Below are 14,937 nucleotides of genomic sequence, written 5' to 3'. Positions count from 1 at the left end.
GAGCGATGAGCTTCACAGCCGCCGCCATCCAGATGTGTTCCGGTGTCGATCCGGAGCGGAATGCCGCTTCGATGGCGCGCCTCGTCCGAGAGGCTGCTGCAAAGGGCGCAACTTACGTGCAGACGCCTGAAATGACCGGCATGTTGCAGCGTAACCGCGCTGCGGCAAAGGAAGTGCTGCGTGACGAGAGCAATGACATCATTGTCAAAACCGGCTCGGCGCTTGCGGCCGAACTCGGCATCTTCATGCATGTCGGCTCGACGGCGATTGCGCTCGACGATGGCAAGATGGCCAATCGCGGTTTCCTCTTCGGACCTGACGGCAAGATCCTGAACCGTTACGACAAGATCCACATGTTCGATGTCGATCTCGACAATGGCGAGAGCTGGCGCGAAAGTGCGGCTTACAGACCGGGTTCGGAGGCGCGCGTTCTGTCGTTGCCGTTTGCCGAGATGGGGTTCACCATCTGTTACGACGTGCGTTTCCCGCAGCTTTTCCGAGCGCAGGCGGTTGCCGGTGCCGAAGTGATGACCGTTCCGGCCGCTTTCACGAAGCAGACAGGCGAGGCGCATTGGGAAATCCTGCTGCGGGCGCGCGCCATTGAAAATGGTGTCTTCGTCATCGCCGCAGCGCAGGCGGGCCTGCATGAAGACGGACGCGAGACATTCGGCCATTCGATGATCATCGACCCCTGGGGCAAGGTGCTGGCGTCCGCCGGTCCGACCGGCGAGGCGGTCATTTTGGCGGAGATCGATCCGGCGGCTGTGAAAGCCGCCCATGACAAGATTCCGAACCTTAAGAACGGCCGGGAGTTTTCCATCGAGAGGATTGCGGGGGAAATTACAGGAGGCGTAGCAGCTTGATCCGCTATTCCCTTATTTGTGAGAATGCCCACGAATTCGAAGGCTGGTTTTCTGAAGGCGCCGATTTTGACCGGCAGGTCGCAAGCGGCTTTCTGACCTGCCCTGTCTGCAATTCCGCTTCCATCTCCAAGTCACTCATGGCTCCCTCCGTCTCGACCGCGCGCAAGAAGGAAGAGATGCAGACAGTCGCGATGGACACGGCCCGCCGCGAAGCCTTCCTGAAGCTCAAGGAAGCTGTCGCTGCGATCAAGGCGAATTCCGAGGATGTCGGAACCCGATTCCCCGAGGAAGCTCGCAAGATCCACTACGGTGAGGCGGATGCCCGCGGTATCATCGGCCAGGCAACGCCCGACGAAGCTGAAGCGCTGGTGGAAGAAGGCATCGAGATCGCTGCCCTGCCGGTCTTGCCCGAAGACGTGAACTGATATGCGGGCGGCCGGTCTTTTATAATTTTGGCCTGCGGCGCGATCAGGCCGGCCGTTTTGCCAGCAGCATGTAATTCACATCCATGTCCTTCGACAGGTTCCACTGGTTTGCCAGCGGATTGAAGAAGACGCCCGTGCGATCGACAATCTCGAGACCGCTTGCGGCAAGCGGCTTTTCCAGTTCTTCCGGGCGTACAAGCTTCTCATACTGATGCGTGCCGCGCGGCAGCCAACGCAGGACATTTTCGGCAGCGAAAATGGCAAGTGCTGCCGCCTTCATGGTGCGGTTGATCGTGGCGACGAACATCAGGCCGCCCGGCCTGACCATGCTGGCGCAGGTATTCATGAAAAGCTCGACATCGGCCACATGCTCCACCACTTCCATGTTGAGCACGATATCGAAGGTCTCACCTGCCTCGGCAAGCTGCTCGGCGGTGACGGCGCGATAGTCGACCGCAACACCCGATGCCTTGGCATGGGTGGAGGCGATGCCGATATTCTTTTCCGAGGGATCGGCGCCGACGACTTCAGCGCCCATACGGGCGACCGGCTCCGACAAGAGGCCGCCGCCGCAGCCGATATCGAGCACGCGCAGGCCTTCAAGCGGCTTGGCACTCTTCGGACTGCGCGAAAAATTCTCTGCTGCCCTGTCGCGGATATAGGCCAGGCGAACAGGATTGAACTTGTGCAGCGGCTTGAACTTGCCCGTCGGGCTCCACCACTCGGCTGCCATGGCGGAAAAGCGATCGACTTCGCTCTGGTCGATGGTGGTCTTTGCCGCTTCGTTCATCTGCCGCTCCTTCATGTCCTTTCAGTGAAGTCGGACGATCGAGGCGATAAGTCAAGGGCGCTCAGGTCGCACCGGGGGGCTTGGCAAGGACCGTAAAAAATAGAGTAAGTCTGAAGGCAATAAAAACCCCGCGTCTTCGCGGGGTTTCGGATCCAAGATGATGCCGATTTAGCGGCACTGACGGCGCGGGCCGTACGTGGGCTGGTATGTGTTATCGTATGCGCGGTACGAGCGATAACGGCTGTAGCAGTATTCGGCATGCGAACTGCCCGCACTCACGCGCGGCTGCGAGGCTATTATACCACCGATGATCGCGCCGGCGGCCAGGCCACCGATAATGGCGCCAGTATTGTCATGGCGGCGATAGTAGCGGTCGCGGTAGTAGCGGTCCCCATTATAGCGGTCGCCGTAATAGCGGCGGTCCCTGTCCCACCCGCGGTCGTAGCGATAACGGTCCGAATAGCGGTAATTGCGGCCCCAGCCTTGGTTATAACGAGGGCATTTCGTGAAGTTGTTGCAGCCCACCTGAAGAAGCTCGGCCTGGTCGCCGGCGGTTTGGGGTTGCGCTGCCGACTGAATCGGGTTTGCCGTGTAGGCCGGCCCTGCCCAGGCAGGAATTCCGGAGAATGCGGTCGCTATCGACAGTGCAATTATCGCTAATCTTCTCATTCTACTCACCAGCTTTCTTGACACATCTATTCCGGTTTAAACGCATTTGGCGCCTTTAAGTTCAACGCCTCCATGCCCTCGCGTTACCGACATGGTAGATAGGGCGCTTTGCAGCAGTCGCAGGGACCATTTCTGACGAAATCCTGCCACTTCCACTTCACCCTTTGCCCGCCCTTGCCACCCCCTGTCAAACTCGCTAAGAGACGCGCCAACTTTCGTCCTTGGTTGGCGGGGCTTTAGAAGCGTTCCAGAAACCAGTATTTCCGGGCTCTTCGGCCATTTGACAGCTGGGGTTTTCTGATGTCCGGGAGGGCAACGCGTCTCCCGGCGGTTTGTGAATGGCGCGTGGCGTGCCGGGGAAGCAAATCCCGTTTTCCGGCAATCGCGCGCGGGTCGTGGTAGAGGCTTATGGCACGCATCGTTATGAAATTCGGCGGAACCTCCGTCGCTGATCTGGATCGCATCAAGAACGTTGCCCGCCATGTGAAACGTGAAGTCGATGCCGGCCATGAGGTGGCGGTCGTCGTTTCCGCCATGTCCGGCAAGACCAACGAACTGGTCGGTTGGGTCCAGAATACGCCGAAGGTGATCGGCGCCAACTCGCCCTTCTACGATGCGCGTGAATACGACACCATTGTCGCTTCCGGCGAGCAGGTCACGTCAGGCCTTCTGGCGATTGCGCTGCAGAGCATGGGCATCAATGCCCGTTCCTGGCAGGGCTGGCAGATCCCGATCCGCACCGACAACGCACATGGCGCGGCGCGCATCATGGAAATCGACGGCGCCGATATCATCAAGCGCATGGGCGAGGGGCAGGTTGCTGTCGTCGCCGGCTTCCAGGGGCTCGGTCCTGATAACCGTATCTCGACGCTCGGACGCGGCGGATCAGACACGTCGGCAGTGGCGATTGCGGCCGCCGTGAAGGCCGATCGTTGCGACATCTATACCGATGTCGACGGTGTCTACACGACCGACCCGCGCATCGAGCCCAAGGCACGGCGCCTGAAGAAGATCGCTTTCGAAGAAATGCTGGAAATGGCGTCGCTCGGCGCCAAGGTTCTTCAGGTGCGCTCGGTCGAGCTTGCCATGGTGCACAAGGTACGCACCTTCGTGCGTTCGTCTTTCGAGGATCCCGATGCTCCGGGCATGGGCGACCTCTTGAACCCGCCCGGAACGCTGATTTGTGACGAGGATGAAATCGTGGAACAGGAAGTAGTCACCGGCATCGCCTATGCCAAGGATGAGGCTCAGATCTCGCTTCGCCGTCTTGCTGACCGGCCGGGTGTTTCCGCCGCGATCTTCGGGCCGCTTGCCGAGAGCCACATCAATGTCGATATGATCGTCCAGAACATTTCCGAAGACGGTTCGAAGACCGATATGACCTTCACCGTGCCCTCGGGCGATGTGGAGAAGGCCATCAAGGTTCTCTCCGACAATAAGGACAAGATCGGCTACGACGTCGCGCAGAGCGAATCGGGTCTGGTAAAGGTCTCGGTCATCGGCATCGGCATGCGCAGTCATGCGGGCGTTGCAGCGACTGCCTTCCGGGCACTTGCCGAAAAAGGCATCAACATCAAGGCAATTACAACCTCAGAGATCAAGATTTCGATCCTGATCGATGGTCCTTATGCAGAACTCGCTGTCAGAACTTTGCATTCCTGCTACGGTCTGGATAAGAATTGATTCCCAGCGGGCGGTCTGCCCCTTCAGGTTGAAGATGTGGCCGGTTTTTCTGGCCGCATTAAGCGTTTGTTTCGGGGAGCTTGAGACGCAATGAGAGACCTTTCCGGCGGTCCGCGCGTGCTGCTCAAGCGGCTGCGCGAATTGATGGCGGAACCGCTGGAGCCGCAGGAGCGACTCGACCGGATCGTGCGCCAGATCGCCAGCAACATGGTGGCGGAGGTTTGCTCCGTTTACGTGCTGCGCGCCGATGGCGTTCTCGAGCTTTATGCTACCGAAGGTCTCAATAAGGAGGCCGTCCACCTCTCGCAACTGAAAATGGGACAGGGCCTCGTCGGCACGATCGCCGCATCGGCCCAGCCGCTCAATCTCTCCGACGCGCAGTCGCATCCGGCGTTCCGCTACCTGCCGGAAACGGGCGAAGAGATCTATCATTCCTTCCTCGGCGTGCCGATCCTGCGTACGGGACGCTCGCTCGGCGTTCTCGTCGTGCAGAACAAGGCGAGCCGCAATTATCGCGACGAGGAGCTGGAAGCGCTCGAGACGACGGCTATGGTTCTCGCCGAGATGATCGCGACCGGTGAACTGAAGAAGATCACGAAGCCGGGCCTGGAGCTCGATCTTACCCGCTCGGTCACGGTCGATGGCGATACGTATAATGACGGGATCGGCCTTGGTTACGTCGTGCTCCACGAGCCGCGCATCGTGGTCACCAATCTGCTCAACGAAGATGCGGAGAAGGAAATCCGGCGGCTGGCGGAAGCCATGGGCTCGCTTCGGATTTCCATCGACGACATGCTGTCGCGTCGCGATGTGTCGATGGAAGGGGAGCATCGCGAGGTACTCGAAACCTATCGCATGTTCGCTCACGACCAGGGCTGGGTGCGCAAGCTGGAAGAGGCGATCCGCAACGGCCTGACGGCGGAAGCAGCGGTCGAGAAGGTCCAGAGCGACACCAAGGCGCGCATGATGCGCCTGACCGATCCCTATTTGCGCGAACGCATGCACGATTTCGAGGATCTGGCGAACCGGCTGCTGCGTGTGCTGACGGGTTATACCGGCCGCACGACGGCCGAGGGTTTCCCGACCGACGCCATCATTCTGGCGCGGGCCATGGGTGCCGCCGAATTGCTCGATTATCCGCGTGCCAATGTGCGCGGGCTGGTGCTGGAAGAAGGCGCGGTGACGAGCCATGTGGTGATTGTCGCGCGGGCCATGGGCATTCCCGTCATCGGCCAGGCGGCGGGTGTCGTGGCGCTTGCCGAAAACGGCGACGCCGTCATCATCGATGGCGACGAAGGGCATGTGCATATCCGGCCGATGCCGGAGCATCAGCGCTCCTACGAAGAAAAGGTCCGCTTCCGCGCCAGGCGGCAGGAGCAGTTCCGGGCGCTGCGCTCCGTCGAGCCGGTCACCCGGGACGGGCAGCGCATCCAGCTTCTGATGAATGCCGGCCTGTTGGTCGATCTGCCGCAGCTGGCGGAATCTGGCGCCGAGGGTATCGGCCTATTCCGCACCGAGCTGCAATTCATGATCGCATCGACCATGCCGAAGGCGGAAGAGCAGGAAATGTTCTACCGCAATGTGCTGAAGCAGGCAGGCGGCCGTGTCGTAACCTTCCGTACGCTCGATATCGGCGGCGACAAGGTTGTTCCCTACTTCCGCGGCCATGAGGAAGAGAACCCGGCGCTCGGCTGGCGGGCAATCCGTCTGTCGCTCGACCGGCCGGGATTGTTGCGCACGCAGCTGCGCGCCATGCTGAAGGCTGCGGCGGGCGCCGAGCTGAAGCTGATGGTGCCGATGGTGACTGAGGTTTCTGAACTCCGGCAGGTGCGCGAACTCCTGCAAAAAGAAGTGCAGCATCTTTCGCGTTTCGGCCACGGTCTGCCGCGCAAGCTGCAATTTGGCGCGATGCTGGAAGTGCCGGCGCTGCTCTGGCAGCTCGATGAGCTGATGGATGCGGTCGATTTCGTCTCCGTCGGCTCCAACGATCTCTTCCAGTTCGCCATGGCTGTTGATCGCGGCAATGCACGGGTTTCCGAGCGCTTCGATCCGCTGGAACGGCCGTTCCTGCGTCTCCTGCGCGATATCGTGCGCGGTGCGGATCGCAACAGGACGCCGCTGACGCTCTGCGGCGAACTGGCAGGCAAGCCGCTTTCGGCCATGGCGTTGCTTGGCGTCGGGTTCCGCTCCATCTCCATGTCGCCGGCTTCGATCGGACCTGTCAAAGCGATGTTGCTCGGCCTTGATGCCGAGGCTCTGACGAAGGCTGTCAATGAGGCGCTGGACGACCGGAATGCGACCGTGCCGATGCGCGAGGTGCTTGCCCGCTTCGCCGAGAGCCACAATATTCCCCTTTAGACATACATAAGAAGAATTGGAGTAAGGGGTGGCGAAGCTTCCCATTGAAAAGATGCGCGAGCTTGAGCGCCGCTTCGGCGAGATCGAAGCGCGCATGTCGGCCGGCCCTTCGGCCGACGTCTATGTAAAGCTCGCGTCTGAATATTCAGAACTGCAGCCCGTTGTCACCAAGATCCGCGCCTATCAGAAGGCCGTCGGCGAGCTTGCCGATCTGGAGGTGCTGCTCGAGGACAAGTCCGTCGATCGCGACATGCGTGAGCTTGCCGAACTCGAGCTGCCTGACGTGAAAGAGCGGATCGAGGTGCTGGAGAACGAAATCCACATCCTGTTGCTGCCGAAGGATGCGGCCGACGAAAAGAGTGCGATCCTGGAAATCCGCGCCGGCACCGGCGGCAATGAGGCGGCCCTTTTCGCTGGCGACCTTTTCCGTATGTATGAGCGCTATGCGTCAACGCACGGATGGAAGGTGGAAGTGCTGTCGTCAAGCGAAGGTGAAGCCGGTGGCTACAAGGAAATCATCGCGACGATCACCGGCAAGGGCGTCTTTGCCAAGCTGAAATTCGAATCCGGCGTGCACCGTGTGCAGCGCGTACCGGAGACGGAAGCGGGCGGGCGCATTCACACCTCGGCTGCGACGGTTGCCGTTCTTCCCGAAGCGGAGGAGATCGATATCGAAATCCGGCCGGAAGATATCCGCATCGATACGATGCGCTCCTCGGGGGCGGGCGGCCAGCACGTCAATACGACGGACTCGGCGGTGCGTATCACCCACCTGCCTACGGGTATCGTTGTCACCAGCTCGGAAAAATCGCAGCATCAAAACCGCGCCAAGGCCATGCAGGTGCTTCGCTCGCGTCTCTACGATGCCGAGCGGCAGAGGGCCGATAGCGAACGTTCGGCCGACCGTAAAAGCCAGGTTGGTTCCGGCGACCGTTCGGAGCGCATCCGAACCTACAATTTTCCGCAGGGGCGCGTGACCGATCATCGCATCAATCTGACGCTCTACAAACTCGACCGGATGATGATCGGCGAGATCGACGAAGTGGTGGATGCGCTGCTTGCCGACTACCAGGCGAGCCAGCTGGCGCAGCTTGGCGAACAGCAATGACCGCATCCGGGCCGACGGTTTCCGAGCTGCTTGTCGAGGCTCGGCGCCGCTTCACGGAAGCCGGCATTGCCGATCCACAGACCGATGCGCGGTTGCTGATTTCGGGACTGCTGAAGCTTTCGCCGACCGAGATGCTGACGGCGGGTCGCGAGCCGGTTTCGGAGGAGCAGGCAGGCAGTATCGGCCGCGCTATCGAAAGGCGGCTGAAGCACGAGCCGGTGCATCGCATTCTCGGAGAGCGGGAATTCTACGGCCTGCCGCTTTCGCTGTCCGCCGGCACACTGGAGCCGCGGCCCGATACGGAAATCCTCGTCGATACGATCATTCCTTATCTGCGCGATCTTGCAAAGACGGAAAGCAGTATCCATATCCTCGACATAGGAACCGGGACTGGAGCGATTTGCCTTGCGCTCCTCAATGAATGTCCGGAAGCATCAGGCATCGGCAGCGACATTTCGACCGATGCACTTGAGACGGCAAGATCAAACGCAGAAAGAAACGGATTGCAGGACCGATTCACGACGATTCGATCGAACTGGTTCGAGAACATCCACGGGACGTTTCATGCGATTGTCTCAAATCCGCCCTATATTGCTTCCAATGTCATTCACGATCTCGCTCCCGAAGTGACGAAATTTGATCCGGCTGCAGCTCTGGACGGCGGCTCGGATGGGCTTGACGCCTACAAAGCCATAGCAAAGGATGCGGGAAGGTTCGTACGGCCAAATGGAATCGTCGGACTGGAAATTGGCTATGATCAACGAAGCGATGTGACGGCGATCTTCGAAGCGGAAGGCTTCAAGTGCCTCAAATCCGTGAAAGATTATGGCCAGAATGACAGAGTGCTCGTGTTCTCGCTGGCATGACCGGCGACAAATTGCAGCATCTAACTGGACATTATTGCTATTGCGAAGAAAAGGCTTGGATTTCCCGAGGAAGCAATATAGGTTGCCCTCACGCGTTGGGCGCATAGGAATGGACGAGATTCGTTCGGTACTTGCTCAGCCTCGGGGGTCTGCTCTTTTAAACGAGAGTTTCAAAGGTTGAACACGACCCAATGCGTGAATCAGTCAAACTGACTTGAAGACAAGCGGCAGGTCGGCGCGAAGGCGCACTATGCTTGCGGCACGAAGGCCCTGATCCGGATGGACCGGTCTTGGCGGTTGGTGCCATGTATCCAATCACAAACAGAGAATTCAGGTGAACGATCGATGAGGCCAGGACAGCAGAACAAGCGCGGTCGAGGGCGTGGCAATAACAACAACAATAACAATGGCGGCGGTGGAAATAACAACAATAATAATTTCAACCGTAAGGGTGGGAACCCGCTGACCCGGACCTACGACAGCTCCGGCCCAGATGTGAAAATCCGCGGCACTGCCCAGCACATAGCTGAAAAATATGCGCAGCTCGCCCGTGACGCCCAGAGCTCCGGCGACCGCGTCATAGCTGAGAATTACCTGCAGCACGCCGAACACTATAACCGCATCATTGCCGCCGCTCAGGCGCAGATGCAGGAACGCTTCCAGCGTGACGACCGCAACGATTACAATGATCGTGACAACGCGGACCGTGACGGCGACGAAATGGATACGGGTGACAATGACGACGTCGTCATCGTTCAGCCGCCTCATCAGCAGCATCAGCGCGAACAGCAGCAGGCTGCTCCGGTAGCGGCGCCGGTGCAGCAGTCGGAAGCGATTGACGGAAGTGGCCCGCAGCCGGAAATCGACGGTATTCCCGCCGAAGTCGCGATGGAAGACGAAGGCTCTGCTGCACCGCAGCGCGAGCGCCAGCCCCGCCGTCGCAATGCCGGCAGCCGCCCGCGCCGTCCGCGTCGCGGTGCTGAAGGTGAGGCCGCCGGTGAGGAAGGCGCTTCCGCGGAAGCCCCTGTTCTCGCTGAAGCTGCTTCCGAATAAGATTACTTCAATCGTAGAATTTGAAAGGCCGCCTTTCCGGGCGGCCTTTTCTTTTGCGGGGCGCCTGCTGCTTTCGGTTGCTGCGACTATTGCCAGAGCGCGTTTACACGCGAATTTACAGTAACGTACTTCCGCATTCAGCCCTCGAGGCATTCACTCCAGGACACCTGTCGGGACCGGAGGAACGCCATCATGAAGTATCTTATGTTCTTGTTCATGCTGCTGGTCGCAGCCTCCGCCCATGGCGCGGAGAAGGCAGCACAGCAAGCCTTCGACAATGAGATCGAGCGGAAGGCCGTCCAGGCTGTCGTATGGGGAATTCCTGTCGTCAATTATGACCTGATGCGCCAGGAGATGCTGACCAAGACGCCAGGCAAGGTTGGGCAGGTCATCTATTGGGGCCGGCCACTGGATTGGAAGAACCAGACGCTGACGCCCAATCCCGATGCTCTCTATTTCATGGCTTTCTTCACCACGAGGGATGGTCCCGTTGTTCTCGATCTGCCGGCTGCAGAGAGCGGCGCCTCTTTCAACGGCAACATCGTCAATGCCTGGCAACTGCCGCTCGAGGACGCCGGCTTGCTCGGAATCGATAAGGGCAAGGGCGGAAAATTCGTGATCCTGCCGCCCGGCTACAGGGACAGAGTGCCGGACGGATTCATTCCGCTGCAGTCGGAAGTCTATGGCGGCTACATGCTCTTTCGTTCGAATCTGAAGAGCCACGGCGACGCCGATGTGCAGGCATCGATCGACTATGGCAGGAAGCTGAAAGTCTATCCGCTTTCGGCGGCAGGCAATCCGCCGGAAACCGTCTTCACCGACGTGAAGGACATTCTGTTCGATTCCACCATCAAATGGGATGCGAGCTTTTTCGACAATCTGAACCGCATCGTCCAGGAAGAACCGTGGATCACCCGCGATCGGGTGATGATCGATCAACTGAAATCTCTCGGTATAGAGAAGGGCAAGCCCTTTATGCCGGATCAGCATGTGAAGTCACTGTTGACCGTGGGCATCAAGGAGGCGCAGGCGCTTCTGGAGGCGAAATACGATGCCGGGCTGCCGCCCTTCTTCACTGACAAGAGCCGCTGGACCTTCCCGGCCTATCCCGATCTCATCAAGGCCGCCCAATTCAATTTCGATGAGCCGGGCGCCTATCCCGTCGATCATCGCGGCGTTGCCTATAGCTATGCCTATATCGGCATCAAGCGGCTGGGCGCAGGCCAATTCTATTCGATCTCGATCCGCGACAAGGACGGGGATGATTTTGACGGTGGCAAGACCTATCGCCTCAACGTTCCGCCAAATGTGCCCGTCGAGCAGTACTGGTCGGTGACGGCCTATGACCGGCAGACGCATGCGCTGATCAAGAATGTTTCGCGCGCGAGCCGCTCATCGCAGATTTCTGAGCTCGTTAAGAACGAGGACGGCTCCATTGACCTCTATTTCGGACCAAGCGCGCCGAAAGGTAAGGAGGCCAATTGGGTACCGACCGACCCGAAGCGGAAGTTTGAGCTGATGTTCCGCGCTTATGGTCCAACCAAGGACTTCTTTGACAAGAAATGGGTGCTGCCGGATGTCGCGCCGATGAGCAAGTAAGGCTGAGAGGCAATCTGCTCTCACAAGCGGGCAATCAAAGCTACCCTGGAGATAGGTCGATGATTAGCGGACTACATTTGGCGAGATGCGGGATTGGGCTTTTCCTGTTCGGGTCTTTCCGAGCTTCGGCGTCATCGCTCATTACTGCGTGGGTGCGCGATGGCCGACCGGCGAATTGTTCATGCAGAATATTACGCTCTGGTGGGCATGCCCATGGACATTGTCGATCGCGGCGGTCCAGGCCGGTGGCCTTGGCATGGTCGCGATCGGGCTGACCATGACGGTGATGGAGCGTGCATCCCTACCGCTTCGAGCATCCGGCTTGCCGCCTCTTCTATGTGTGGTGGGTCTGCTCAGCTTTTTGATGGGACGTCAAATTGGATGACGGCGCGGAACACTTCAAGGCGTCATCGGCTGTTCTTTCGGGAGAAACCGATGGGGAGCCAGGAAGACATGGCTGCAGGGGGAGGCCGCTTTGAACTGCTGGTTTTTCCCTTGCCCGCCCCTTTAAACTATTGGGATTCTCCACCATATCCTGCCCAGGTTGTTTGCCGCAAATCCCAATGGCGACAAACAGGGGCTTGCCTTTTGAGGGAGCTCAATCTCAATCATCGGTCTGTGCCTTATGAAGGGCAGGGCGATTCATGGAGGTAGCATATGAATATCGAAAAATACTCCGAGCGGGTGCGCGGTTTCGTTCAGTCCGCCCAGACCTATGCGCTTGCGCAGGGGCACCAGCAATTCACCGCAGAACATGTGCTCAAAGTCCTGCTCGATGACGATCAGGGGATGGCCGCTTCGCTTATCGAGCGCGCCGGCGGCGATGCAAAGGCTGCGCGGCTCGCCAATGATGCCGCACTTGCCAAACTGCCGAAAGTTTCCGGCGGCAACGGCAACATCTATCTTGCCCAGCCGCTCGCCAAGGTCTTCTCCACTGCGGAAGAGGCCGCGAAGAAAGCCGGCGACAGCTTCGTGACGGTCGAGCGTTTGCTGCAGGCACTGGCGATCGAAACCTCTGCCTCGACTTATCAGTCGCTGAAGAATGCCGGGGTGACAGCACAGGCGCTCAACCAGGTCATCAACGAAATCCGCAAGGGTCGCACCGCCGATACGGCGAGTGCTGAGCAGGGTTTCGACAGCCTGAAGAAATATGCGCGCGACCTGACGAGCGATGCCCGCGAAGGCAAGCTCGATCCGGTTATCGGCCGCGACGACGAAATTCGCCGTACGATCCAGGTTCTCTCGCGTCGCACCAAGAACAATCCTGTCCTGATCGGTGAGCCGGGCGTCGGTAAGACGGCGATCGTCGAAGGCCTTGCGCTGCGCATCGTCAATGGCGACGTACCGGAAAGCCTGAAGGACAAGAAGCTGATGGCGCTCGACATGGGTGCCCTGATTGCCGGTGCGAAGTTCCGCGGCGAGTTCGAAGAGCGCCTGAAGGCTGTGCTGAACGAGGTTCAGTCGGAGAACGGCGAGATCATCCTCTTCATCGATGAAATGCACACGCTTGTCGGTGCCGGCAAGGCGGATGGGGCAATGGATGCCTCCAACCTGCTGAAGCCTGCGCTTGCCCGCGGAGAGTTGCACTGCGTTGGCGCAACCACGCTCGACGAATACCGCAAGCATGTCGAGAAGGATCCGGCCCTTGCCCGCCGTTTCCAGCCGGTCATGGTCGAAGAACCGACGGTCGAGGATACGATTTCGATCCTGCGCGGCCTGAAGGAAAAGTATGAGCAGCATCACAAGGTGCGCATCGCCGATGCTGCGCTGGTTGCTGCTGCAACGCTTTCGAACCGTTATATCACCGACCGGTTCCTGCCGGACAAGGCGATCGATTTGATGGACGAGGCGGCTGCCCGCCTGCGCATGCAGGTGGATTCGAAGCCGGAAGAACTCGACGAGCTCGACCGTCGCATCATCCAGCTGAAGATCGAGCGCGAGGCGCTCAAGAAGGAAACCGACGTGGCTTCCGCTGACCGGCTGAAGCGGCTGGAAGGCGAGCTCGTTTCTCTCGAGGAAGAAGCCGATGCGCTGACGGCCCGCTGGCAGGCGGAAAAGCAGAAACTCGGCCTTGCCGCTGACCTCAAGAAGCAGCTCGACGATGCCCGCAACGAACTGGCAATCGCCCAGCGCAAGGGTGAATTCCAGCGCGCCGGTGAGCTCGCCTATGGCGTGATCCCCGATCTCGAAAAGCAGCTGACCGAGGCTGAAAGCAAGGAAGACAACAGCCGCAACGCGATGGTGCAGGAGGTCGTGATCCCTGACAATATCGCCCATGTCGTCTCCCGCTGGACCGGCATTCCTGTTGACAAGATGTTGGAGGGCGAACGCGACAAGCTGCTCCGGATGGAAGACGAACTGGCGAAGTCGGTGATCGGCCAGGGCGATGCGGTTCAGGCCGTATCCCGCGCCGTGCGCCGTGCCCGCGCAGGCCTTCAGGATCCGAACCGGCCGATCGGCTCGTTCATCTTCCTCGGCCCGACCGGCGTCGGCAAGACGGAACTCACCAAGGCGCTCGCCCGCTTCCTCTTCGACGACGAGACGGCGATGGTGCGCATGGATATGTCCGAGTACATGGAGAAGCACTCCGTTGCCCGGCTTATCGGTGCCCCTCCCGGCTATGTCGGCTATGATGAAGGTGGTGCGTTGACGGAAGCTGTCCGTCGCCGGCCCTACCAGGTCGTTTTGTTCGACGAGATCGAGAAGGCGCATCCCGATGTCTTCAACATCCTGCTGCAGGTGCTGGACGACGGTCGCCTGACCGACGGGCAGGGCCGGACGGTCGACTTCCGCAACACGATGATCATCATGACCTCGAACCTCGGTGCTGAATACCTGACGCAGCTGCGTGAGGGTGAGGACAGCGAGACCGTTCGGGAGCAGGTGATGGATGTCGTTCGCGGTCATTTCCGGCCGGAGTTCCTGAACCGTATCGATGAGATCATCCTCTTCCACCGCCTGAAGCGTGAGGAGATGGGCGCGATCGTCGATATCCAGCTGAAGCGGCTGATCTCGCTGCTGTCCGAGCGCAAGATCACACTCGATCTCGACGAGGATGCCCGCAATTGGCTGGCGAATAAGGGATACGATCCAGTCTACGGCGCTCGTCCGCTGAAAAGGATGATCCAGAAGTTCGTCCAGGATCCGCTCGCCGAGCAGATCCTCTCGGGTGAGGTACCGGACGGATCGACGGTGACGATCACCAGCGGCTCGGACCGATTGCTGTTCCGGTCGAAACAGACGGTCAACGAAGCGGCATAAGGCTGCGCAGACGAGAATTGAAAATGGCGGCCATCGGGCCGCCATTTTTGTTCTCCGCAGAAGGGGAGAATTATTTGCTCGCGACCTGATCCGTGGCAGGCTGGTTGTTCAGCAGCGTATCGATGCGCTTGCGCTCGTCCTCGAATTTGGCGAGCGCATCACCCTGGAGCGACTTGCCGCCAGGCAGGCGGATGCGCAGCGGGTCGACCTTGGTGCCGTTGACGATCAATTCGTAGTGCAGGTGCGGGCCGGTGGATTCACC

Annotated in this window: 13 protein-coding genes (1 of these 13 running past the window's edge); 10 read left to right on the top strand and 3 right to left on the bottom strand. The window is 59.6% G+C overall.

Annotation, left to right across the window (positions count from 1 at the left end):
• Positions 1 to 5 precede the first annotated feature (5 nt).
• Entirely contained in the window at positions 6 to 863 is an 858-nt protein-coding gene (locus AB8B33_RS20385) for a carbon-nitrogen hydrolase family protein (protein WP_113319663.1), read from the top strand.
• On the top strand, positions 860 to 1,288 hold the full coding sequence (locus AB8B33_RS20380) for a DUF1178 family protein (protein WP_037101528.1): 429 nt from the start codon (positions 860 to 862) through the stop codon (positions 1,286 to 1,288). Before AB8B33_RS20385 ends, AB8B33_RS20380 begins: the two co-directional genes overlap by 4 nt.
• Positions 1,289 to 1,331: 43 nt before the next feature.
• Here AB8B33_RS20380 and ubiG read toward each other — a convergent pair whose 3' ends face one another.
• Positions 1,332 to 2,078: a bifunctional 2-polyprenyl-6-hydroxyphenol methylase/3-demethylubiquinol 3-O-methyltransferase UbiG gene (gene ubiG / locus AB8B33_RS20375; protein WP_113319729.1), complete on the bottom strand. Its 747-nt coding sequence runs from the start codon at positions 2,076 to 2,078 to the stop codon at positions 1,332 to 1,334.
• A gap of 168 nt (positions 2,079 to 2,246) precedes the next feature.
• Positions 2,247 to 2,747: a BA14K family protein gene (locus AB8B33_RS20370; RefSeq protein ID WP_310384776.1), complete on the bottom strand. Its 501-nt coding sequence runs from the start codon at positions 2,745 to 2,747 to the stop codon at positions 2,247 to 2,249.
• Positions 2,748 to 3,155: 408 nt separating this feature from the next.
• Between AB8B33_RS20370 and AB8B33_RS20365 the strand changes: the two genes are divergently transcribed.
• The 8 genes from AB8B33_RS20365 to clpB all read left to right on the top strand — a co-directional run bounded on the left by AB8B33_RS20365 (position 3,156) and on the right by clpB (position 14,675).
• Positions 3,156 to 4,430, top strand: a complete 1,275-nt coding sequence (locus AB8B33_RS20365) for an aspartate kinase (RefSeq protein WP_007825494.1) — start codon at positions 3,156 to 3,158, stop codon at positions 4,428 to 4,430.
• A 90-nt stretch (positions 4,431 to 4,520) separates the two neighbouring features.
• Positions 4,521 to 6,788 carry a phosphoenolpyruvate--protein phosphotransferase gene (ptsP, locus tag AB8B33_RS20360; RefSeq protein WP_439016698.1) on the top strand — a complete coding sequence of 756 codons (2,268 nt, stop codon included), beginning with the start codon at positions 4,521 to 4,523 and terminating at the stop codon, positions 6,786 to 6,788.
• Between the two features lie 28 nt (positions 6,789 to 6,816).
• Positions 6,817 to 7,896: a peptide chain release factor 1 gene (gene prfA / locus AB8B33_RS20355; RefSeq protein ID WP_439016697.1), complete on the top strand. Its 1,080-nt coding sequence runs from the start codon at positions 6,817 to 6,819 to the stop codon at positions 7,894 to 7,896.
• Positions 7,893 to 8,762 carry a peptide chain release factor N(5)-glutamine methyltransferase gene (gene prmC / locus AB8B33_RS20350; protein ID WP_439016696.1) on the top strand — a complete coding sequence of 290 codons (870 nt, stop codon included), beginning with the start codon at positions 7,893 to 7,895 and terminating at the stop codon, positions 8,760 to 8,762. The genes prfA and prmC overlap by 4 nt, the downstream gene beginning before the upstream one ends.
• Positions 8,763 to 9,107: 345 nt before the next feature.
• Positions 9,108 to 9,815: a DUF4167 domain-containing protein gene (locus AB8B33_RS20345; protein ID WP_439016695.1), complete on the top strand. Its 708-nt coding sequence runs from the start codon at positions 9,108 to 9,110 to the stop codon at positions 9,813 to 9,815.
• A gap of 192 nt (positions 9,816 to 10,007) precedes the next feature.
• The gene (locus tag AB8B33_RS20340) at positions 10,008 to 11,414 is read left to right on the top strand and encodes a DUF1214 domain-containing protein (RefSeq protein ID WP_439016694.1); all 1,407 of its coding nucleotides are present in this window, start codon (positions 10,008 to 10,010) and stop codon (positions 11,412 to 11,414) included.
• 181 nt (positions 11,415 to 11,595) lie between these two features.
• On the top strand, positions 11,596 to 11,799 hold the full coding sequence (locus AB8B33_RS20335; RefSeq protein ID WP_310384764.1) for a hypothetical protein: 204 nt from the start codon (positions 11,596 to 11,598) through the stop codon (positions 11,797 to 11,799).
• Between the two features lie 272 nt (positions 11,800 to 12,071).
• A complete protein-coding gene (gene clpB / locus AB8B33_RS20330; RefSeq protein ID WP_439016693.1) occupies positions 12,072 to 14,675 on the top strand; it encodes an ATP-dependent chaperone ClpB in 2,604 nt (867 codons plus the stop codon).
• Between the two features lie 70 nt (positions 14,676 to 14,745).
• Here the strand turns inward: clpB and AB8B33_RS20325 are convergent, their stop codons facing one another.
• Positions 14,746 to 14,937, bottom strand: the 3' end of a protein-coding gene (locus AB8B33_RS20325; RefSeq protein WP_439016692.1) for a M23 family metallopeptidase. The gene runs 1,752 nt beyond the window's last position; only the last 192 of its 1,944 coding nucleotides appear in the window; its start codon lies beyond the right edge, outside the window — the gene reads right to left on this strand; the stop codon is at positions 14,746 to 14,748.

It is taken from the genome of Rhizobium sp. 768_B6_N1_8 (assembly GCF_051811225.1).
Taxonomy (GTDB): Bacteria; Pseudomonadota; Alphaproteobacteria; order Rhizobiales; family Rhizobiaceae; genus Rhizobium.
The sequence above is the reverse complement of the archived record's forward strand: the minus strand, read 5'-3'. Positions and strand labels throughout refer to the sequence as shown.